This is a genomic window from Streptomyces sp. NPDC047043, from assembly GCF_040644055.1.
Lineage (GTDB): Bacteria > Actinomycetota > Actinomycetes > Streptomycetales > Streptomycetaceae > Streptomyces.
Genome location: NZ_JBEYVO010000034.1, coordinates 39,393 through 60,148 on the forward strand (window position 1 = coordinate 39,393; position 20,756 = coordinate 60,148).

Here is a 20,756-nt window from a genome sequence, read left to right on the forward strand (position 1 = left end):
TGATGCCGGCGATGTGGAGTCCGGCCAGGTAGACGGTCGCGGTCTTCTCGTAGCGGGTAGCGATGCCGCGCCCACTCCCGAGCACCTGCATGTATCTGCCCCTCATGCGGCACTTCTGCCGTGGGTCGGCGGCACACCGAGGGGCTCCGACACGGGCCCTGGTACTACCCCGGGGCCCGTGTCGGATTGCACTTTTCGTTGTTGATGTCAATTTCCAGTCGGCTTTTGCACCGGAGATCGGTTCAGCCGCTACCGTGACATGGCACTCACGCGGTGCAGTACCTCTTCGGGGCCCAGGGCGCGGGCGACAGCGAAGAGGTCCGGGCTGCGGGTGGAACCGGTGAGGGCGACACGGATGAGCTGGGACGCCTCGCGGATCGAACCGGGGTACGCATCGGGGTTCTTCTTGTACTCCTTGGGGGTCGCGGCAAAGCCGTGCTTCGCGGCCAGGCTCCTGATTTGGCCGAACCACTCCTGTGGGTCCTCCAGATGCCGGTAGCTGTCGACGAAGTCACCTGTGAACGCCCTGACCACGTCGGCTTTCAGGCCACCCAGCCGGTCGTCGTCGGCAGGTACGACGGTGAACAACTGAGAGAAGAAGAATCCATACGCAGACCGGAAGTCGGACCATTTGCGCAGGTCCTTGCGCGGGTTGTCGACCCCGTCCCGTTCGACGGCCAGAGCGGTCAGCGCCCGTTCGGGCTCGGCGTCCAGCACAGGTACGAGACCAGGGTCGTAGCTCGCCGCCCACTCGCGAACAGCGGAAAGGATCTGCTCGCCGCTCATCGTGGCCACGTAATCCGCGCTGATGTCCTCAAGCTTGGCGATGTCCACCAGCGGCCCCGCGACCCCGCACTCGGCCAACCGGATCGGCTCGTCGAAGGCCTGGGCCGGCGGCAGTTCAGCGAGCCGCCCGTTGGCCAGGCCGCGAAGGTAATACAGGACCGCCTCGGCCGGGTAGCCGGCCGCCATGTAGAAGTCGACCCCGGACTCCTGGTCCTTGCGCTTCGACAGCTTCCGCTTACTGCCGGGAGTCTGCTTCATCAAGGGGGCGATGTGCGCGTACGCAGGAGGTTCAAAGCCGAGTGCCTCGAACAGTTGGAGGTGCACCGGGACGGAGGAGATCCACTCTTCGCCGCGCACCACCAGGTTGACACGCATCAGGTGATCGTCGACGACGTGCGCGAAGTGGTACGTCGGCAACCGCAGTGTCTTGTCAGACGACTTGAGGATCACCACGTCGTTGCGGTTGTCGTCGTGTTCAAGGCGGCCGCGGATCAGATCAGCGAACGACCTGCGCGCCCCCGCTGCGGCCGGGGAACGGAAGCGGACGACGTACGGGGCGCCCTCGTCAAGCCTGCTCCGTACGTCGGCAGGGTCGGCATCGCGCCAGATGGCCCAGTCGCCGTAGTAGCCTGTAGGCACCTTGAGGGCCTCCTGGCGACGCCGGATGTCGGCCAACTCCGTCTCCGTCGCGAAGCAGAAATAAGCCTTTCCTTCGCGCAGCAGTTCCCTGACATAGGCCAGGTAGATCTCCTGACGCGCCGACTGCTGGTAGGGACCGTACTCCCCTCGTCCCTCCTGTTCGTCGGCGCTCAGTCCGAAGTAGGCGAAGGCGTGACCGAACTGCTCAACCGCGCCCTTGACTTCACGAGACTGGTCGGTGTCCTCGACCCGCAGCAGATAGACACCACCGCTCCGGCGGGCGAGATCGCGGTCGATCATCGCGACGTAGATGCCGCCGATGTGAACCGAGCCGGTAGGGGAGGGCGCCATGCGGGTCACCCGCGCACCCTCGGGTAGCGCACGCGGCGGGTAACGCTCTTCCCACTCCTGTGGGCTGGGCAGATCAGGGGGGAACTGCGCGTCGATCGCACTCCGGTCGAGCATATGCGGTCTCAGTCTCCAATGCGACTGCTGAACAAGGGTGTTCAGGCTATCAACCGGCGTCGGGTGACCCTGGCGGACGGCCGCAGACGGCGCTGATACCGCTGACGAGGAAAACCGACTGTGTGCGGAAGCAGGTCCGCCAGGGTTGAATAGTGAATGTTTTGCAAAAAAACAAGCCTCATAAGATTTTAATGAAGCCGACACAATTGACGGCTCGCCCTGATAGGGGCGGGCATTTTTGGCTCCCTTTGCCTGAACACCCCCTTCCGGCGCCCTGGGCTCGTCCGTAACGATCTAGATGCAAGTGATCATCGGATAAGAGCGAGGGGGACGCTGATGGGCAACTTCGCAGAGGACAGGTCCATCGCCACTGATCTCGGCGAGGATCCGGCAGGCGAGGAGGTATCTCCGTACCGTCCGCCGTGGACAGTCACGCACGGTCGCATCGAGGCCATTCCGATCGCGTCGCTGCTGCCTGCGGATTCCCCCAGGATGGCGGGAACGGACCAGGAGCACGTCCGACGCCTGATAGAGGTAGAGAGCGGGTTGCCGCCCATCCTGGTCCAAAGGTCGACGCGACGAGTCATCGACGGTATGCACCGACTGCAGGCCGCGGCGTTGCGCGGCGACGACAGGATTCTGGTCCAGTACTTCGAAGGTGACGACGCCGAGTCGTTCGTGCAGTCCGTGCGCGTGAACGTGGCCCATGGGCTCCCGTTGTCCACCGGCGAGCGTGAGATGGCGGCCGAGAGAATAATTCAGGCATACCCGGACTGGTCGGATCGGGCAATTGCGGAAGTGGCCGGCCTCAGTGCTCCGACGGTCGCGAGCGTTCGCCGTCGCTCAACTGAAAATTCCTGTCAGTTGAGCAAGAGAATGGGACGCGACGGCCGTATGCGCCCTGTCGACGGTACGGCCGGACGGCGGAAGGCCCTGGAGATCATACGCGAACGCCCGGAGGCGTCTCTCCGCGAGATCGCGCGGGAAGCCGGGATATCGGTCGGAACCGCGCACAACATACGGGTGAAACTCCGCGCCGAGACGAAGGGCACCGGAGATGATCCCTGTCGGGAGGAGATGAACAGGGACCGGCAGCCGGGATCTTCCGTATCGTCTGACAAGGCCGCCCGTGGCGCTTCAACGCCCCAGGAGGTGCAGCGGGTTAATCGCCAGGTCCTGCTGAGTCTGCGCAAGGATCCCTCTGTGCGGCTGACCGCGCGAGGCCGGTTCCTGCTCCAGTGGCTCGGCGTGCTCTCCGTCGACGCCGACAGGCTGACACAGTTGGTCGGCTCGGTGCCAGACCACTGGGTGGTCGCCGTGGCGCGGCTCGCATGGGACTGCTCCACCGCCTGGCAACAGCTGGCCGCCGAACTGGAGCGGCGGACGGACGCGTTCTGAAAGCCCTTTGTCCTCCTCTTATCGGAAGCGGGTGCACATGGACTACGCCAAATACCGGGAACTCTTCCGGCGGGACGGATACGTCGTCGTTCGGGGCTTCCTGGATCCGCGGGAACTACGGGAGATACGCGACGAACTGGCGCGCTTCGTCGACGAGGTCGTGCCTTCACTCCCCGAGTCCCAGGTGTTCTTCACCACGGGTGCCAGCGGCAGACTCGCGGTGCGTCAGATCCACCGCATGAACTGCGATCCGTTCTTCGAGGCCTACCAGCGTCACCCCAAGTGGCTGGCACTGGCCCGTACCCTGCTCGGTGAGCCGGTCCTATGCCGTCCTCCGGTCTACTTCAGCAAGCCGCCACAGAGCGACTTTCCGACCCCACCGCACCAGGACAATTGCGCCTTCGCGCTGAATCCGCCTAACGGAGTGGAGATGCTGCTCGCCGTCGACGAGACGTTCGACGAGGAGACCGGCTGTCTGCGGTACGTCCCGGGCTCGCACCGGGAGGGGCTGCGACGGCATGTCTACAGCGGAGTCCGGGGGTTCGCCCTGGAAATCGCGGACTTCGGACCTGCGGACGAGGCCCGTGAGGTCTCGGTCGAGATGGAGCCCGGCGACCTGGTCTGCCACCACCCCCTCACCATCCACCGCGCCCACCGCAACAGGTCTTCGGAGCGCGTTCGGTCGGGCTTCAGCATGTGGTTCCGCGGAGAGGGCACACAGGTCGAAGCAGCCGCGGTGGACAACTACGACCGCAGCGCCCGCCGTGCCCAGCTGGCCGGGCGGTAGGTGATGACCACCCGGATCAAGGACTTCGAGCCCGAGGACGTCCGGCCCGGTGACACCGTTGTCGTCTTCGGAGCCGGTGACGTAGCGCAGTTGACCCGTCATGCCCTGGAGGCGATCGGCGTCCCGGTCGACTTCTTCTGCGATCCACTCCTCACCGACGACTCCGCCGCCCTCCACGGGACACCGGTGCTGCCGCCCGCAGCTCTGGACCGGCTGGACCCCGAGACGACCTGCGTCCTCGACACCTGGGACCACACACGTTATGCACGTCAGCCGGCGCTCTTCGCGCGCTTCGGTCGGCTCTTCGTCGCGGTGTCGCTCCTGGGCCGCACCGAATTCGGGGAAGGCGCCCCGGTGCTGCCGGCCGAACGCCTCCGGCGGATCGCCCATTACGCCGCCCAGTGCGAGCCTCTGCTGACCGGTGTGGGCCGGCTGCGGCTGCGCTCGCTGGACGTGGTGGTCACCGAAGCGTGCACGATGCGCTGCGTCGACTGCTCGAACCTGATGCAGTACTACGCCCGCCCGCGCCACTCCGACCTGGACGAACTGCACGGGGCCCTGGACAGACTGCTGGCCGCGGTCGACGGTGTCGAGGAGTTCCGTGTCCTCGGCGGAGAGCCGTTCGCCAACCCCCGTGCCGGGCAGGTGGTGCGCACGCTCACCGGTCTGGCCGATACCGCCCGGGTGGTGGTGTACACCAACGGCACCATCGTGCCGCGCGGCGACCTGCTGGAGTCGCTGGCGCATCCCAGGATGCTCGTCAAGATCACTGACTACGGTGAGCTGTCCAAGCGGCACGACGCCCTGTGCGACACGCTGACCGAGCACGGCGTGGCCTGGGTCAGCCAGAAGCCGGTCTGGACCGACTCCGGTCGCATAGGCCGGGTGGACCGCACCTCGGAAGAACTCGCTCGGACCTTCCGTGACTGCTGTGTCAACGATCTCCTGACCTTGCTGAACGGACGGCTGTACCTGTGCCCGTTCTCGGCCAACGCCATGAACCTCGGCGCTGTGCCAGACGCCCCGGACGATGTGATCGACTTGCGCACGGACTGGCCCATCGACAAACTCAGGGCTCGGATCAAGGCTTTGTACCGCCGGCAGAGGCCACTCACCGCATGTTCGTTCTGCCGGGGACGCGACCAGACGACCCCCACGGTGGAGCCGGCGATCCAGGTGCGCCGGCCCCTGCCATTGACCGTCGTATCCGAAACTGGTTGACATGGACACGTTTATCGAGTGGCCCACACGGGCGAGGAGGGGGATCGGGCCGCCCCGGGTCGCCGTCGTCTCCATGGACGCCGTGGGCCACCTCAACCCTCTGCTCGCCGTCACGTCCGCGCTGTCCGGTCAGCCGTGGGGTGCGGTGGTGCAGGCCTACGGCTCGCCGGAACTCGGCGGGCTCTACCGGGCCGCGGGCGCCGAGTTCACGCCGCTGGCCTTCCGGACGCCCGCCCCGGGAGCGCTGGCCGTATCCGGTGTCCGCCCCTCGGATCTGGCGGTCAGGAGCTTCCTCGCTCCGCAGCAGGGCCTGGAGGAAGTGGTGCGGAAGCTGGACAGGTTCGGGCCCGACGTGGTCGTGCACGACATCTTCGACCTGCGCGGAGCGGTCGCGGCGAGAGCGCTCCGCGTACCGGCGGCCACCCTGCTGCCGTTCGCCGGGCTGCGTGCCCTGGGCGCCGGTTTCGTCGCAGAGCACGAGACGCGCGGACCCGATCTGGAAGCCGCCAACGACCGGCTGGTCAGGGATTTCGGCATCGACATCCTGGGGGACGCGGCCTGCCTGCCCGTGCTCTTCCCGTCCCGGCGGCTGTCACTGGTCACCGCGGTACAGCCGCAGTCGCCGCCGCCCGGCGACCTAGGTACGGAGGGGCTGACCGCTCTGGAGCGGGAACTGGGGGCGGCGCTGCACTGGGTCGGGCCATGCATCGGCGAGGTGCACTGGGGGGCGGATGCCGACGGCGGCCACTCTCCGGACGCGCCAGGGCGACGTGAAGCCGACGGTACGCTGACCGTTCTGTTCTCCCTGGGTACGAACATCACGACTTTCCGCCGCCGCGCACCCATGGGCGGTGCGCCGTCCGGGGCCGCGTTCTTCGCCACCGCCGTGGACCTGCTCTTCTCCGCTCTGGGCGATGACGACCGCTTCCGACTGCTGGTGGCGAGAGGCGGCGCCGGCACGCCACGGACATGGCCGGGCAACGCGGTGGTGGCGGACGTACTGCCGCAACGGCGGTTGCTGACAGGGGCGGTGGACGTCTTCGTCACTCACCACGGCTACAACTCGACAGTGGAGGCGACACTCCACGGCGTGCCGATGATCGCGTTCCCGGGCTACGGCGACCAGTTGACCAACGCGGCGTTCAGCGTGGCGCGCGGGGTCTCCGTCGCCCACTGGGACCTGCGCAGGCCGGCGAGCACTTGTACGCCACAGGCCCTGCGCGCGGCGGTGACGGAGGCCCTGTCGCCCGCCGGGCCCGCGGCCGCGCTGCCCGGTCTGCGACGGGAACTCTTCGCACCCGGAGGAAGCGACCGCGCCGCCGAACTGATCCTCGGGCTCGCCTGATTCCCATCCCGGCGGCTCAGGCAGCGCTCGGCCGGTGCAGCATGCGCCGTTCGCCGGTTCCAGCGCCGGCGGCTGCGGTGTCGACGAAGCCGTTGCGGCGGAACAGGTCGGCCGCGGGGTCGTTTCCCGGCATGACCGACAGAGCGACCGCGCAGCGCGGATGGGTACGCCGGGCCCAGGCGAGCACCGCACCTACGGCCGCGTCCCCCACACCCTGTCCGCGCGCATCCGGCGCCACCCACAGGGAGATCAGCTCCACCAGGCCGTCCGTGTCCGGCGCGGTGCCGCTGACCATGCCGACGGCCCGGGCTTCGTGCCACAGCACGGCGTTGAAGGGTACGTCCGTCAGCCGGCCACGCCAGCGTTCCTCGGTGTCCAGCGGGCCAGTCCAGTCCGTGAGCGCAGACGCATACACCTGGGGAGACTCGGCGAGGGCCCACAGTCGCAGCCAGCGCCACAGCGCCCAGTCGTCGGCACGGAGGACACGAATGTCGATCATGATGCGGCTCCTGGTCGGAATTCTGGTGGCCGCAGGCGGCCAATGGTTGAGAACTGAGCAGTCTTGACAGTCTTTACAGTGCAAATATAACGTCAGCGAAAGAAATAGAGGGCAACAATGCGAGCTCGCGGCAATGAATGATGCTGGATTCTTTTCCGGGGCTCTTGATGAAACCGCCTTTGGGGGATTCCTGAATGGACTTGCTGACGCGGCGAATCGGCGCGCCTCGGATCCTGTGTCTCTACGCGACGCTCCAGTACTACCCCGACGAGGTCTGCCGTCCGGACAGTTCACTGGGGCTCATCTACCTCCACTCGGCCCTCCGGCGCGCGGGGTTCGAGGTGGACCTGCTCGACGCGAGCATCGGCCGGCCGGGGCGCGACGAGCTGTCCGACACGTTCTACCGGCGAACTCCGCTACCCGAGGTCGCACCGGACCTTTTTCGCGTCGGAATGACGCCCGAACGGATCCTGGAGGAAGTGGAGCCGTTCGACGTCATCGCGATCAGCTCCATTTTCACTCAGCAAACAGGTCGCTGCATCGAAATCGCACAATTGGTGAAGTCGGTCTATCCGGAAAAGATCCTGGTGGCTGGTGGGGTTAACGCGCGCAGCCTCAAAGACTACTTCCTCGACCGGGGGTTCGATGTCATCTTCCTTTCCGAAGGGGAGAAGTCCGTCGTGGCCTTCGCCGAGTGGCTGCGCTCCGGGCGGCCTTCGCTGGACAAGGTGCCCGGCATCAGCTTCCGGCGCGACGGCAGGACCATGACCACGCCCGCCGGCCCGCCGGTGACCGATCTGGACGAATACCCCATGCCGTCCTGGCATGCGCTCCCCAACGACCAGTACTGGGAGATCAGCGAGCCATGGGGCGGCCGTGACGGCTGGCTGGAGGACCAGAAGCCACGCTTCGCGTCGATCCTGACCTCGCGGGGCTGCCCCTACCGGTGCACCTACTGCCACATCTCGAAAGAAGTCGGCGGCGAGGCCGGTGACATCGGGCGGCTGCGCTTCCACAGCGTCGAACGGGTGGAACAGGAGCTGGACACCCTCAAGGGGCTCGGCGTCGAACTCGTCTACATCAACGACGACTCACTGCTCGCCTGGAAACACCGGGTTCACAAGGTCCTCGACCTGCTTCAGCGCTACGACTTCCTGCTCGCGGACATCAACGGCGTGAACATCCGGCATCTGTTCAAGCGGACAGGCTCCGGTGACCGGCTGGAGGTGGACGTCGAACTCCTGGAGCACCTCTACACGGCGGGATTCCGTCGGATCGGCCTCCCCTTCGAGTCGGGCTCGCAGCGTCTCCTCGACAAATACTCGACCTCGAAGTGGCGCATCGACAAGTGCGACGTCTTCGAACTTATACGGGTCATGGCGAACATGGGGTTCACGACCAACGCCAACTTCATGGTCGGATACCCCGACGAGACCCTCGAAGAGCTCAGCCAGACCTACATGCTGGCCCGACGCGCCATGGACGCGGGCCTGAACGGGTGCGGCTTCTTCATGGTGCAGCCCTTTCCCGGCACCGCGCTGTACGACGAGGCCGTCGCCAGCGGACAGCTCGCCCCAGTGACCCGGCCGGACGACATGGGATGGTCGAAGTCCCAGTCGCCGTCGCCGTTCCGTGATCTGAAGATCGACCCGCAGGTACTGCACTACTCACGGAATCTCGCCTTCGCGATGCTGAACAGCGACGGGCGGAGCCGGGCCTGGCTGGAGCCGAGCACCCCCGCCGCCTCCCCCGTCTCCGCCGCTGCCCCCGGCACACAGCCCGGCGAACGCCCACTGCTGCCCGTGGTGTGACCCCGAAACAGCCGGCCGAGAAGGGTGAAGGAAGTTGCAGATATGATCATCTTGGGCACCAAGCCGGTTCAGCACGACGCCTGTTTCGCCCTGCTGAAGGACGGCGAGCCCGTCTTCGTCTACGAGCAGGAGCGCTTCAACCGCGTCAAACACGGTATGTCGAGCGATCTGTCCACGCTCTTCGAGGCCCTGCGGGAGTACTCCGTCGATCCGAGCGAGATCGACCTCGTCACCAACTGCATCGACCCCTCCCGCCTCGACGAACGAAAGCGCCAGACCCGCGGTTTCCTGGACGGACCGGCGGCAGAGGAGACCGAGCGGTACCTCGACTGGAGGCTCCCCACCTGGCGGCGCTCACTGATCGCCGCCGGCTTCCCGGCCGACCGTGTCGTCGACATCCGCCACCACCTCTGCCACGCCGCAGGCGTCTACTACGCCAGTCCGTTCCAGGACGCCGCGATCCTCAGTGTCGACGGCAGTGGCGAGACCGAGACTGCCATGCTCGCGCACGGCACCGGCAACGGCATAAGGACACTTCGCACCACGCCGCATCCCCAGTCCCTGGGCCACCTCTACCAGGCGGTCACCTTCTGGCTCGGGTGGGGGTTCGGCGAGGAGGGCAAGACCATGGCCCTGGCCGGCTACGGCGATCCCGACCGCTTCCGCAAGCGCCTGGAGGAGTTCGTCCTGGTTGCCGAGGACGGCTCCTTCTCCTTCGCGCCCGGCTTCGTACGGCCCGGCAGCAGGTACACGTCCGAGGAGATCAAGGACGAGGTCCTCACCGGCATCTTCGGCCCGCCCCGCCACCCGGGCGAACCGCTCGCCTCGGTCCACCAGGACGCGGCGGCTGCCGTCCAGGCCGTCTGCGAGGACATCATGCTGAAGTCCGCCCGCTTCCTGAAAGAGCGCACGGGCTCCCGGAACCTGCTGGTCACTGGCGGAGTCGCGCTCAACTCCGTGAGCAACGGTCTGATCATGCGCAGCGGCCTGTTCGACCGCGTGGTCGTCTACCCCCAGGCCAACGACTCGGGTACCGCACTGGGCGGCGCGCTGTACGCCCACCACCGGCTCGGCAACCAGGAACGCCGTCGGGTCTGGTTCATGGAGCACCCGTACTGGGGCCGGCACATAGACACCGAGAACGTGGAGAAGGCCGCCGTCGCCTTCGGCCAACAGGGCAGCCAGGTGACCGACGTGGGCCGCTCGGCCGCCCGGCTCCTTGCCGACGGACGGACGGTCGGCTGGGTGCAGGGGCGGTCCGAGATCGGCCCCCGGTCCCTCGGCAACCGCTCCATCCTCGGCAACCCACTGGTAGACGGCATCAAGCAGCGGATCAACGACGGCATCAAACACCGGGAGAACTGGCGGCCGTTCGCCCCCTCGGTGCTCCGCGAGGACCTGTCCACCTACTTCGAGGCCGACCAGGATCTGCCGTACATGACCGTAGTCGCGGAGATCAGGCCAGAGTGGCGCACGCGGCTCGCCTCGATCGGGCACGTCGACGGCACGGCACGCGTCCAGACCGTGACCGAGCGGAGCAACCCCCGATTTCATGCCCTGCTCAAGGCGTTCAAGGAACTGACCGGAGTGGGAGTCCTCCTCAACACCTCGTTCAACGACCGGGGCGAGCCCCTCGTACAGACCAGTGAGCAGGCGCTGCGCCTGTACACCGACTCGGAGATGGACGCCCTGTGCATCGGGGACTGGCTGTTCACGGACAAGCGCCCGTTCGACGCCCGGCCGTTCGCGCCCTGCACCGACAACTTCGCCAAGCTCCCCGACAATCGGCTCCTGCTTCTGGAGGACCGGACGACGATGCCGGACGCGATGCGCGCGCACCTGCTGCGGCTGCGCCCCGGACTCGTCGTCGCGGACGCGGTGCAGGCCCACGTCGAGGACCTGCGCGCGGAGTACGACGCGGTGGTGCGCTACGTGGACCGTACGGCCGACGCGTTCATCTTCGACCGGTCGCTGTACTTCTCGGAGACGGCCGAGACATCACGGCAGATCATGCGGGAGGCCGCGATCCCCGTCTACTGGATCGACCGGCGGGGCGATGTCGTACCCGCCCGGGACGTCCTCTACGTCCACCACGACGAGGTGGACTGCCCCGTACCGTCGTCGTACGAGGGGTACTGGGACCATGTCCGCTGATCTCGACTGGCTCAGGGGCGAGGTGACCGGCGACGTCATCACCTACGCCCATCCCCATGGGCTGACGGTCCGAGCGGAGAGGAGCGAGAAGAACGACCGCCTGCGCATCCTCCCTCTGACCCGCCTCCAAGCCGCCCTGCTGCACCGTTTGACGGTCGTGCCGGCCCTCGCCACCGGCAAGAGCGTCTTCGAACCCTTCGCGGGCTCAGGGGCCTTCGGCTTCATGGCCCTCAGCCTGGGGGCCCGCCACGTCGACCTGCTGGACATCAACCCCAGAGCAGCCGAGTTCCATCGCGCGACGAGGGCGGCCAACGGGTTCGCACCGGACAGAGTCACCTCCCGCACCGGGGACGTCCGCGGCTACCGGCCTGCGGAGCCGTACGATCTCGTCCTCGCCAATCCCCCTTTCCTGCCGACGCCGGAGTGCATCGCGGGCACGCTCAACTCCAATGGCGGGCCGGAGGGGAACACTCTGGTCGATGTGCTGCTGGAGCGGCTGCCGGAGCTGCTGCGGCCCGAGGGCCATATGTTCGTCATCCTCTACCAGTTGATCCGCGAGGGGATGCCCCTGGTGGCGCAGGCGGCGCGCCGGCACGCCACCGGACGCCCCGTGGAGTTCACGCTGCTGCAGGAGACTCCGGTGCCGTTCGAGGTCTACATCGACGCTTACGAGCGACGGCATCCCGCACAACGCGCGGGGATCCGGCAGTGGCAGAGGGACCTCGCCCGGCGGCACGGATCCGAGCTGTCCCTGTCCCATCTCGTGATGCACGTCGGACCACGCACCGATGCACCGGGTTCCTGCGTGGTCAGGCCCGGCGCGACCGGAGAGTACGGCAGCGAGTACCTGCTCGCCGAGGACGACCCCGACTACCTCCCGGTCGACGGCCGTCGCCGCTGAGCCCCCGGCCCACCCGGCGTCCCGCACGCCCTGGAGCCCCTGGAGACCATGGTGAATCTGCCCACAGTCGACTTCGCACGTCCCGGTGCGGCGGTCGGCCTGCGCACCGCCCTGGCAGCGACGGGGTACGCCGTACTCGTCGGCGCCCCGGTCACGGCCGGAACGGTGGAGCGCGTCTACGACGAGTGGCTCGCGTTCTTCGACTCCGACGCCAAACACCGTTACGCCGCGGGGCCCGTGCGGCCGGACGGCTACTTCACGCCGCCCCGGCCCGCCACGGGAGGCAATTTCACCGGAGACCGGAAGGAGTTCTTCCATATCTATCCCCGGGGCCGCTATCCGGCCGAGGTGCCGGACACGGCCCGCCGGTACTACGGCGAGGCCGTGGCCCTCGCCCGCGTCCTGCTGGGTTGGCTCGACACTCCGTCAGCCACCGGACCCGGTCCCGAACACCTGTCGCTGGCCCGGATGACCGACGGTGCCACGGCCACGGTGCTGCGAGTGCAGCGATACCTGCCCGCGGCGGACAGCGACGCATCGGACACCGAACGGGCGCTGGCGCACACCGACATCAACCTGCTGACCCTGCTGCCCGCACCGAGCGGCCCCGGACTTCAGATCCAGCACGACGGGACCTGGCTGGACGTGCGGGCGCCCACCGGCTCGATCGTGGTGCAGGCAGGCGAGATGCTCCAGCTGGCGACCGCGGGGCGCTATCCCGCGGCCCTGCACCGGGTGGTGCATCCCGGCGGCAGACCGGACAGCAGATCACGGATGTCCCTGCCACTGTTCGTCCATCCCGCGGACGACACGGAACTGGAGCCCGGACTCACCGCCGCGGCCTTCCGGGCCGAACGCATCGCCCAGCACGGCTCCTGGGGCTGGAACGTCGTGGCCGGAGGTTCAAGACAGGGGAAGGGCGTATGAGCCGGCATCGCACCCCGCCCACCCGACCCGCCGCGCCGGAGGCATCGTACGTGCGGCTGCTTCCCGGCAGTCGTACTCCGACGTACGCCTTCGTGCATCCCGTCGGAGGTTCGGTCAGTGGCTACGTCGATGTGGTCTCGGCGCTGCCCGCCGGGACCGAGTGCGTCGGTATGCGGGCACGGGGCCTGTCCCCGCGGGGCGAGCCGCACCGCGACATCCCCGCCATGGCGGCCGCCTACCTCGGCGAACTGCTCGCGCACCACGAACCGGAACACCTGGTCCTGGCCGGATACTCGTTCGGCGGGCTGGTGGCCTTCGAGATGGCCCGCCGGTTACGGGAGCGGGGCCGCACTCCGGCCGGCGCCGTTCTGCTCGGCACGTACGTCCCGCGTCACGGCGTGCCTCGGGCCGAGCGCGTGGCGGCCTTCGCACGACTGGTCAGCGTCATCTACCGGGTCCCGGCGGAGGGGTTGCGCCTCGACGGGCTGGACGACACCGAGATGGTGGACCGGGCCGCCGAGGTGGCGGAACGGTGCCCCACCCTTCCGGCCGCGTACCGGCAGGCCGACATGCGCCGGCTGTTCCGGGTGCTCGCTCTCAATCTCCGCATGGCCCAGGAGTACGACGTGCCGCCCTACGACGGCCCCGTGCACCTGGTACGCCCGGAGCGTCCCGACCCGCAGGACACCCTGCACGCCTGGCGGAGCCGTTGCCCGGCCGGCGTATTCACCCACGACGTCGGCGGCGAGCACAACGAGTTGATGACCGGAGACCACGGCGTCCGCATCGCCCGGACCCTCGCCGCCCTGTGGCCCGGGTGACCGCCCAGCGTCACCCGGCACCGGCGCACACCCGCAATACGGAAGCAGAGCATTGAAGGGGAAGAGACCGCTGCTCATGACCGAGACCCTCAAGAAATCCCCCGACGAACTCAACGAGGTCCACGAGGTCGCGTCGTTCAGCGACGCCGGAAGGTGTCGAGTCACCCCGGTGGCGCGCTTCGCGCCAGCGGTCGCCCAGGCGGTGGTGGACACGCTCACCGGCCTCGTACGCACCGCCCACGAGACACCGGACGCCACCACCTGCGACGCGGACGGGATCGTACGGGCCCAGACCTTCGAGGAAGGCGACGTCTACATGCTGGAGGCGCCCTTCGACGGATACTTCGCCGACCGCTATCTGATGGACTTCTACGACGTCAACCGGCGCGGCATCTGTTCCCGGATGCACCTGCACACCGGACTCCGCTTCGTCCGCATGATGACCGGCACCGACACCCAGATCCGGGTGTCGAGCCTCGCGCCCTTCGAGGTCGTGGAGGTCAAGGGGGTCACCCCGTTCGTGCCCCAGCGGTTCGAGGACGAACTGCCCGATGCCCCGGACGGGGCGGCGATCACCCGGTACAACCTCGTCGTCCCCGAGAACTCCTGGATCGACCTGCAGATTCCGCGGGCCGTGTCCCACCAGTTCAACGCCATCGGCCCCAACGCGGTCATCGACTCGGTGCATCCCGAGGAATCGATCGAGACCTTCCGGGAGAAGATGTCCGGCTACCGCATGATGGCGCAGACCGTGTTCCTCGCCGAGGAGCTGCCGGACGCCGGCACCTGCAATGTGCTGCCCGACGACGAGACACGGCCCCACGACGAGGTGCGCTCTGACGGCACACCCGGGCAGCCCGCCCACTCCGCCGGCCTGCGCGGACAGATCGAGGCCGTCGTCCGGGAGACCGTCTCGGACGGCCCGGACACCGATGCGAGCCTGGCTGGCGCCGACTCGCTCGCGGTCGTACGGCTCTTGGTGGCCCTGGAGAAGCAGTTCGGGATCACTATCGCCGCACAGGAGGTCGTGGAGGAGAACTTCCGCTCCCTGCAAGCCCTCTGCACGCTGGTGGACTCCCATCTCGGCCGTACGGCCGGACACGCCGGGTGATGCGGGCGATGTCGACCAGTGCCGCAGAGCCGGTCACCGGTGCGTGGCCCCTCGTCCCGGACGGTGCCGTCGCGGACCCGCCCGCACACGCGACCGTGATCGCCTCCCTCCTCGCCCTGGCTCGGAGCGTTCCGCAGCGCCCGTTCCTGACCTGGTGCCCGGACGACGGCGATCCCCAGGTGCTGACCTACGGCGATCTCGAACGGCGCAGCCGCAGGCTGGCCTCCGCTCTCACCGACCGCCTGCCGGCGCAGGCCACCATGGCCCTGCTGCCCGGCAACGACATCCCCTCGGTCGTCGCGGTCTTCGCCGCGCTCCGCGCCGGGATGCCCTGCCTGTTCCTCAACCCGGGCGACCCGGTCCGGCGACTGCGGTCGATCCTCGACGAGCACCAGGTGGCCACCGTCCTGTGCTCGCCCTTCGCCGGCCCTGAGGCAAAACACGTCGCCGACACCGTCCTCGATCCGGACGACGACCCCCAGGTCGACCCTCCCACTGACGCCGGCCTCCCCGGCGACAGCCCCGTACCTGCGAGCCGACCGGCCTTCCTGTTCGGCACCTCGGGGTCCACCGCGGCGAGCAAGCTGGTGGTCCAGCCGCACCGCGCGCTGACCAGCAACGCCGAAGCGGTGCGGCGACACCACGGCCTCGACGGGCACACCACGCTGCTGGGCGGACTGCCGATCCACCACGTGAACGGCGTGCACTTCACTCTCGTCGCACCCGTGCACGCCGGTGCCCACGTGGTCCTACCGCAGCACATCTCGCCGTTCACGTACCGTGCGCTCCTCGACAACCACCGGCCGCACATCGCCAGCGTGGTGCCGCCGGTGCTGCGGATGCTGCTGGCCACCGGGCGCGGCTGGCGACCGCCTTCCTCCCTGCGCTACTTCGTGTCCGCCGCCGCGCCGCTCACCAGGAGCCTGGCGCGCGAGGTGGTGGACGTCCTCGGCGTGCGGGTCCTCCAGGGGTACGGGCTGTCCGAGGCGACCAACTTCTCCACCACCGTGCCGCACGATCTGTCCGAGGACGCCTATCGCGCGGTGATGCTGGACGCCGAGATCCCTTCCGTGGGCATCGCCGTGCACGGCAACGAGGTGGAGGTCTTCGGCCCCGGCGGCACTCGGCTGGGCGAGGGTGAGCCGGGTGAGATCCGGATCCGCGGCCACAACCTGATGGCGGGCTACGCGGGCCGGCCCGGCCTGACTGCCGATGCCCTCTGCGGTGGGTGGTTGCGCACCGGGGACATCGGCTACTGGGCCACGGGACCGGACGGGCGCAGGTACTTCCACCTCACCGGACGCACGAAGAACGTCGCGAAGGTGCGCGGCGAGAGCGTCTCCCTCGAAGAGGTCGAGCGGGCGCTGCTGTCGATCCCGGCCGTCGAGGACGCCGCCGTGCTGGCCCTGCCGCACGAGACCTCGGACGAGGAACTCCTCGCGCTCGTCGTCGCACCGGCCGGTGACCTGTCGGTGATCCGCGACCGGCTCGCCCGCCTGCTGCCCGCGGTGGCCCTGCCTGCCCACTGGCACGAACTGGACCGCATCCCGCGCACCGCCACCGGGAAGCTCCGCCGGCCCGGGCTCGCGGAACGCTTCGCGCCCGAGGCGGCCAGATGAAGGGGACCTTCCGGGAACGCCCGGACGATCCGCATGTCGCGCTCCGGGAGGCCCTGCTCGACAGCGGGCGCCACTACGACCTACCCCTGGCTCCGCTCCCCGGCCGGGCCGACGCGCCCCGGGAGACCGCCACGACGGTCCTGGACGCCCAGCTGCGACCGCACGGAATCGGGCTGCTCGACCTGGACCGGGTGATGTCCAACGAGGAGTTTCGGGCCTTCGGCGCGGTCCTCGGCACCGCGCAACCCGAGCGGTCGGCCGACGTCGCCGACATGGTCGACGACGGTGTGATCCTGAACCTGCGGATGAGCCGGCCCGCCACCGCCGACCCGGCTCGGCAGCCCTTCGCGGCCAACGCACTGACCCTGCACTCCGAGAGCAGCGGCGCGCCGGTGGCCGCCCAGCCGCGCTACATCGTGCTGATGTGCGTTGCGGCGACCGAACAGGGAACCGCCGGGCAGACCGTACTGGTGGCCATGTCCGACGTCCACGACGCCCTGACCCCCGACACCCGCGGCCTGCTGAGGCACCTCCGCTACGACCGCCCAGGGAAGGTACCAACCGTACTGCGCGTCGGCGACCGACGTCCCGTCTTCTCTCTCCGCGACTTCCACCACACTCCCATGGACTGGTCCCTCGACACCCAGGTCGACGACCCGGCCGATGTGAACCACGCCCTCGCGGAGATGTACGCCGCCATGTACGGCAGCCGCTGTTCGGGCTTGCGATGGCTGCCCGGACGGCTCGTCGTCATCGACAACACCAAGTACTTCCACGGCCGTACCCGTGCCCTGGAACCGGCCCCTGGCCGGTTCCGCCACCTGAAGCGGTTGCGCGTACTGACTGCGAGCGGCCGATGACGAGGACACACCCGGTGCTGTTCGCCGAGCCGCGGAAGTCCCGCCCGGCGGTCGCCCTGCCCGCCGCCCTGGCGCGGCCCCGTCTGGCGGACGTGCCCCTGGCGCCGCTCCGGCTGGACTTCGGCCCGGACGAACACCTGGCCGAGGTGTACGAGCGGGCCGGGGACCCGGCAGACCCGGCCGAGCTGCGCGACCTCTACGTGGGCCGCGCAGAGGACACGCTCGACGACCGTGCGATCCGCCCCTGGCTCGCGGAGCGGTGGCGGGCCTCCCGTCCGCGCCGCACGGTGTCCCCGGAGGAGATCCTGTCCTCGCGGGCCACCGTCCGCTTCGTCAAGGAGATGTTCAACCACTATTTCCGTGACGACCTCTACGGCTCGCTGCGCCGGCCGGGCCAGTTGATCCTTTCGTCGGGGTCGGTGGACGAGGAGGCCTGGGGTCTGCCCACCACGGTCAAGGACTGCATCACCTACGCCCTGAGCAGGGACTGGTACGGGTACTCGGACTCGCGCGGCCGGGAGCCCGCCCGGGATGCGGTCGCCGCCTACGAGTCGGCGAGACTGCCCGGGGCGCACTACGACATGCGCAACGTCGCCCTGACGATGGGCGGCACCTTCGCGATCCACAGCATCGCCGACTTCGCGCTGACCGACCGGACCACGTCGGCACCAGCCCTGTGCGCTATACCGAACTATCCGCCACTGGTCGAGTCCCTGGCCCGGCGCGTCGGTACCCGCCTCGTGCCCACTCCGTCGGTGGGTGGGGTGACGTCACTCGCGCCCCTCATCGAACTGCTCCGTCCGGACACCCCGTTGGTGCTCCTCCAGACAGCGGCCAATCCCACTGGCGCCCTGGTGGACGAGACCGAACTCGAGACGCTCATCCGGCGGGCGGCCCCGGGCACGCTCATCGTCCTGGACGAGTGCCACGAGTGGCTGGGGCCGCAGCCACACTGGTCCCCCGCCCGTGCCGCGGACAATGTGGTGCGGGTGAGCAGCCTGTCGAAGAACTGGTCGGCTCCCGGGCTCAAGGTCGGGTGGCTGCTGGCTAGTTCCGCCTTCATCGACGAGTACTACGAGTACGCGTCGAGCAGCTACGGCGGTCCGCCCTCGTTCTTCTATACCGCCGTCGAAGTACTGGCCCGGATGGAGCGCTGGCGTCTGGAGGGGCGGGAGACTGTGGGCCCGGCGGAACTCGCCGAGTACGAGAGCGGATACGGCCTGACCGTCGACGGTCTCGGCGCCGCCTACCGGAGCTATGCGGACGAACGCGCGGAACGAGAGCTGACGCTCTGCCGGACACGGGACGAGGTGACGCGTCGGCTGCTCCTGCCCGACACCGACGTCACCGCGGCCCGCTATTCCATCAACCTCGCGGTCGGCCTGCGCGGATATCGCGACTCCTACCTCGCCTTCAGAGACCTGCTGGACCGTCAGAACGTGTCCGTGTTCCCGGGACTGCTGACGTTCTGCCTGTCCGGCGGACTGGTACGGGTGACCACCGCACGCCGATGGAGCGAGCTCACACACGCCCTGTCGCGCATGGAGTGCTTCCTCGGCGAGCGCCGGCCCGCCGGGTCACTGGCGGCAGAAGGGTAGTCGGCCTAGGTGCCGGGCCAGCGCGAGCGCGAGCGGGGCGGCGACGGCCGCATCGACCAGCGGACGCACCGTGCCGACGATCCGCGCGGCGGTCGGCACGGTGAGCGCGCCCACTGCCCGGGCCTCCTCGTCTCCTTCGGCGGCCACCACGATCAGCGGCGACCTCGCCGCCGTGCGTCGCGCGAATTCCAGTGCCCGCGCCCGGCCGGGGCCCGGGGTGAGGAAGAAGAGGACCGGATGGCGTACGTCGTGCCCGAACCGGTGCACATGCCACCAGTCCTCGTCATCGGCAGCCATGGCCGGCACTCCGGCAGTCTCGCTGAACTTGGCCGCCAGATAACGGGCGGTGCCCAGCGCCGAGACACCGGAGACCAGCTGAACCAGCGGCACCGGTGCGAGCAGCTGGGCCACGGCGTCAGCGGTGGCGCGTGCCCCGAGGATCGACAGCCGCTGCGCCCGTGCGAGCGGGCCGGGGTCCAGGGCGGCCGGCGCGCCCGCCTCCGTCCAGCCCCAGGCCTGGGCCAGGTGCAGCAGGGACAGGAGCATGGCCTGGTAGGTGCGGATACCGGGGGACGGGGCGGACGAGCCGGGAGCGAGGACCACCGCGGTGTCGGCGGCCCTCGCCAGTCGGCCGTCGGCCGCGCAGGTCACCGCGACGGTCGGGTGACCGAGCCGACCGGCCTCTGCCATCGCCTCCAGGACGGTGGGGTTGCCGCCCGAGGCCGAGATGCCCACGACGGTCGCCGGTCCGCCGCACGTGACCGGTGACGGCACCCGGGTGAGGAACGCGCCGCCCGACATGGCCCGGCCCCGGATGCCCGCCGCGGCGAACGCCGGCAGCGCCGCGATCGCCGCGAACAGCGAGTCCCCGCTGCCGAGCAGCACCAGCCGCCGGGGCGCACCCAGGCGGCGGGCCGCCTTCGCCGCCGCCTTCGCCGCCGGCGCCGCGAGGGCCGACAGGTCCTCGGGCAGGGCGGAAATCTGCCGGTGCACCTCCTCCAGGCTGTAGTCGCGGACGCTCATCGGCCGACCTCGTGGATCAGTGTGGCGAGGCGGCGCACCCGGTCGACCTCGAATCTGCCGCTGCCGTCGTCCGCAGTGAGGCAGCCGCTGACGAACGCCCCGTCCGCGTCGGCCAGCAGCCGTGCGGCGTTGTCGTGCGTGACGAAGCCGCCCAGCATGACCGTCGCCCGCGGGGCCCGGGCCCGCACGTCGGCGATCTTCTCCAGGGTCGCCTTCTGGTCCGGGTGTGCGACGCAGACCGCGTCGGCGCCGACCTGGAGCGCGCGCCGGGCGACCCCGCCGGTCGTCTCGTCCTGGCCGGCCCACCGGAAGTGCATGGAGTCGATGTCGGCGACGAGCCGTATGCCGAAGGCATCCAGCGCTCTGCGGTATTCCATGATCCGCAGGGAGTCGGGCTGCACCCAGCCGTGCGTGGACAGAGTGGCCCCTACGAGCGCGTCCGCGCGGACGAAGGACGCGTCGGTGACCTTGGCGACCGCCAGGGAGGCCCGCACCGCGTGCCGCATCATCTGGACGCCGAGGTGGAATCCGTCACCGACCTCTGCGGCGACCCGTGCCGCACATAGTGTCATCGCGGCGATCCGGGCGGGATCGGCGTCGTCGTCGACGCTGTACACGCGGTCCACCGTCTGTAGCAATGCTCCGTCGGCTCCCCCGGCACGCAGCGCGGCGGCCGCCCGTACCGCGTAGTCGACGGTGGTGGGCAGGGAGTCCGGCACGTGGAACGGAGTGCCCGGAAGCGGCGGCAGGTGGATGACGCCGTAGAGCACCTTAGGAGGAGGGGTGGGAGC

The 20,756-nt window shown here is 69.0% G+C and carries 17 protein-coding genes; 13 read left to right on the forward strand and 4 right to left on the reverse strand.

The window, feature by feature from the left end:
- Nucleotides 1–249 precede the first annotated feature (249 nt).
- Nucleotides 250–1,776, reverse strand: coding sequence for a glutamate--tRNA ligase family protein (locus ABZ880_RS41895; protein WP_361274801.1), 1,527 nt, complete (start codon nt 1,774–1,776; stop codon nt 250–252).
- Nucleotides 1,777–2,226: 450 nt separating this feature from the next.
- On the opposite strand from ABZ880_RS41895, the gene ABZ880_RS41900 reads away from it, so the two are divergent.
- From ABZ880_RS41900 to ABZ880_RS41915, 4 genes are read left to right on the forward strand one after another with little or no spacing between them, the layout of a single operon-like run.
- Complete coding sequence (locus tag ABZ880_RS41900) at nt 2,227–3,288, forward strand: streptomycin biosynthesis protein (RefSeq protein WP_361274804.1); 1,062 nt, start codon at nt 2,227–2,229, stop codon at nt 3,286–3,288.
- A gap of 37 nt (nt 3,289–3,325) precedes the next feature.
- A complete protein-coding gene (locus ABZ880_RS41905) occupies nt 3,326–4,075 on the forward strand; it encodes a phytanoyl-CoA dioxygenase family protein (protein WP_361274806.1) in 750 nt (249 codons plus the stop codon).
- Between the two features lie 3 nt (nt 4,076–4,078).
- Nucleotides 4,079–5,296: a radical SAM protein gene (locus tag ABZ880_RS41910; RefSeq protein WP_361274809.1), complete on the forward strand. Its 1,218-nt coding sequence runs from the start codon at nt 4,079–4,081 to the stop codon at nt 5,294–5,296.
- Between the two features lies 1 nt (nt 5,297).
- The gene (locus tag ABZ880_RS41915) at nt 5,298–6,641 is read left to right on the forward strand and encodes a glycosyltransferase (protein ID WP_361274811.1); all 1,344 of its coding nucleotides are present in this window, start codon (nt 5,298–5,300) and stop codon (nt 6,639–6,641) included.
- 16 nt (nt 6,642–6,657) lie between these two features.
- On the opposite strand, the gene ABZ880_RS41920 is transcribed toward ABZ880_RS41915, so the two are convergent.
- Nucleotides 6,658–7,140 carry a GNAT family N-acetyltransferase gene (locus tag ABZ880_RS41920; protein WP_361274814.1) on the reverse strand — a complete coding sequence of 161 codons (483 nt, stop codon included), beginning with the start codon at nt 7,138–7,140 and terminating at the stop codon, nt 6,658–6,660.
- A gap of 194 nt (nt 7,141–7,334) precedes the next feature.
- On the opposite strand from ABZ880_RS41920, the gene ABZ880_RS41925 reads away from it, so the two are divergent.
- The 9 genes from ABZ880_RS41925 to ABZ880_RS41965 all read left to right on the forward strand — a co-directional run bounded on the left by ABZ880_RS41925 (nt 7,335) and on the right by ABZ880_RS41965 (nt 18,942).
- Nucleotides 7,335–8,951: a radical SAM protein gene (locus ABZ880_RS41925; RefSeq protein WP_361274817.1), complete on the forward strand. Its 1,617-nt coding sequence runs from the start codon at nt 7,335–7,337 to the stop codon at nt 8,949–8,951.
- A 42-nt stretch (nt 8,952–8,993) separates the two neighbouring features.
- A complete protein-coding gene (locus ABZ880_RS41930) occupies nt 8,994–11,105 on the forward strand; it encodes a carbamoyltransferase C-terminal domain-containing protein (protein WP_361274819.1) in 2,112 nt (703 codons plus the stop codon).
- A complete protein-coding gene (locus ABZ880_RS41935; RefSeq protein ID WP_361274821.1) occupies nt 11,095–12,006 on the forward strand; it encodes a methyltransferase in 912 nt (303 codons plus the stop codon). Before ABZ880_RS41930 ends, ABZ880_RS41935 begins: the two co-directional genes overlap by 11 nt.
- 48 nt (nt 12,007–12,054) lie before the next feature.
- Nucleotides 12,055–12,933, forward strand: coding sequence for a 2OG-Fe(II) oxygenase family protein (locus ABZ880_RS41940; RefSeq protein WP_361274824.1), 879 nt, complete (start codon nt 12,055–12,057; stop codon nt 12,931–12,933).
- The gene (locus ABZ880_RS41945) at nt 12,930–13,754 is read left to right on the forward strand and encodes an alpha/beta fold hydrolase (RefSeq protein WP_361274826.1); all 825 of its coding nucleotides are present in this window, start codon (nt 12,930–12,932) and stop codon (nt 13,752–13,754) included. The genes ABZ880_RS41940 and ABZ880_RS41945 overlap by 4 nt, the downstream gene beginning before the upstream one ends.
- A 76-nt stretch (nt 13,755–13,830) precedes the next feature.
- Nucleotides 13,831–14,865, forward strand: coding sequence for an acyl carrier protein (locus ABZ880_RS41950; RefSeq protein WP_361274828.1), 1,035 nt, complete (start codon nt 13,831–13,833; stop codon nt 14,863–14,865).
- An 8-nt stretch (nt 14,866–14,873) separates the two neighbouring features.
- Nucleotides 14,874–16,484 carry a class I adenylate-forming enzyme family protein gene (locus tag ABZ880_RS41955; RefSeq protein WP_361274830.1) on the forward strand — a complete coding sequence of 537 codons (1,611 nt, stop codon included), beginning with the start codon at nt 14,874–14,876 and terminating at the stop codon, nt 16,482–16,484.
- On the forward strand, nt 16,481–17,344 hold the full coding sequence (locus tag ABZ880_RS41960) for a TauD/TfdA family dioxygenase (RefSeq protein WP_361274833.1): 864 nt from the start codon (nt 16,481–16,483) through the stop codon (nt 17,342–17,344). The genes ABZ880_RS41955 and ABZ880_RS41960 overlap by 4 nt, the downstream gene beginning before the upstream one ends.
- Nucleotides 17,341–18,942, forward strand: coding sequence for a pyridoxal phosphate-dependent aminotransferase (locus ABZ880_RS41965; RefSeq protein ID WP_361274836.1), 1,602 nt, complete (start codon nt 17,341–17,343; stop codon nt 18,940–18,942). The genes ABZ880_RS41960 and ABZ880_RS41965 overlap by 4 nt, the downstream gene beginning before the upstream one ends.
- On the opposite strand, the gene ABZ880_RS41970 is transcribed toward ABZ880_RS41965, so the two are convergent.
- The gene (locus tag ABZ880_RS41970; RefSeq protein WP_361274839.1) at nt 18,922–19,965 is read right to left on the reverse strand and encodes a hypothetical protein; all 1,044 of its coding nucleotides are present in this window, start codon (nt 19,963–19,965) and stop codon (nt 18,922–18,924) included. The genes ABZ880_RS41965 and ABZ880_RS41970 overlap by 21 nt on opposite strands.
- A complete protein-coding gene (locus tag ABZ880_RS41975; protein WP_361274843.1) occupies nt 19,962–20,735 on the reverse strand; it encodes a BtpA/SgcQ family protein in 774 nt (257 codons plus the stop codon). The genes ABZ880_RS41970 and ABZ880_RS41975 overlap by 4 nt, the downstream gene beginning before the upstream one ends.
- Nucleotides 20,736–20,756 lie beyond the last annotated feature (21 nt).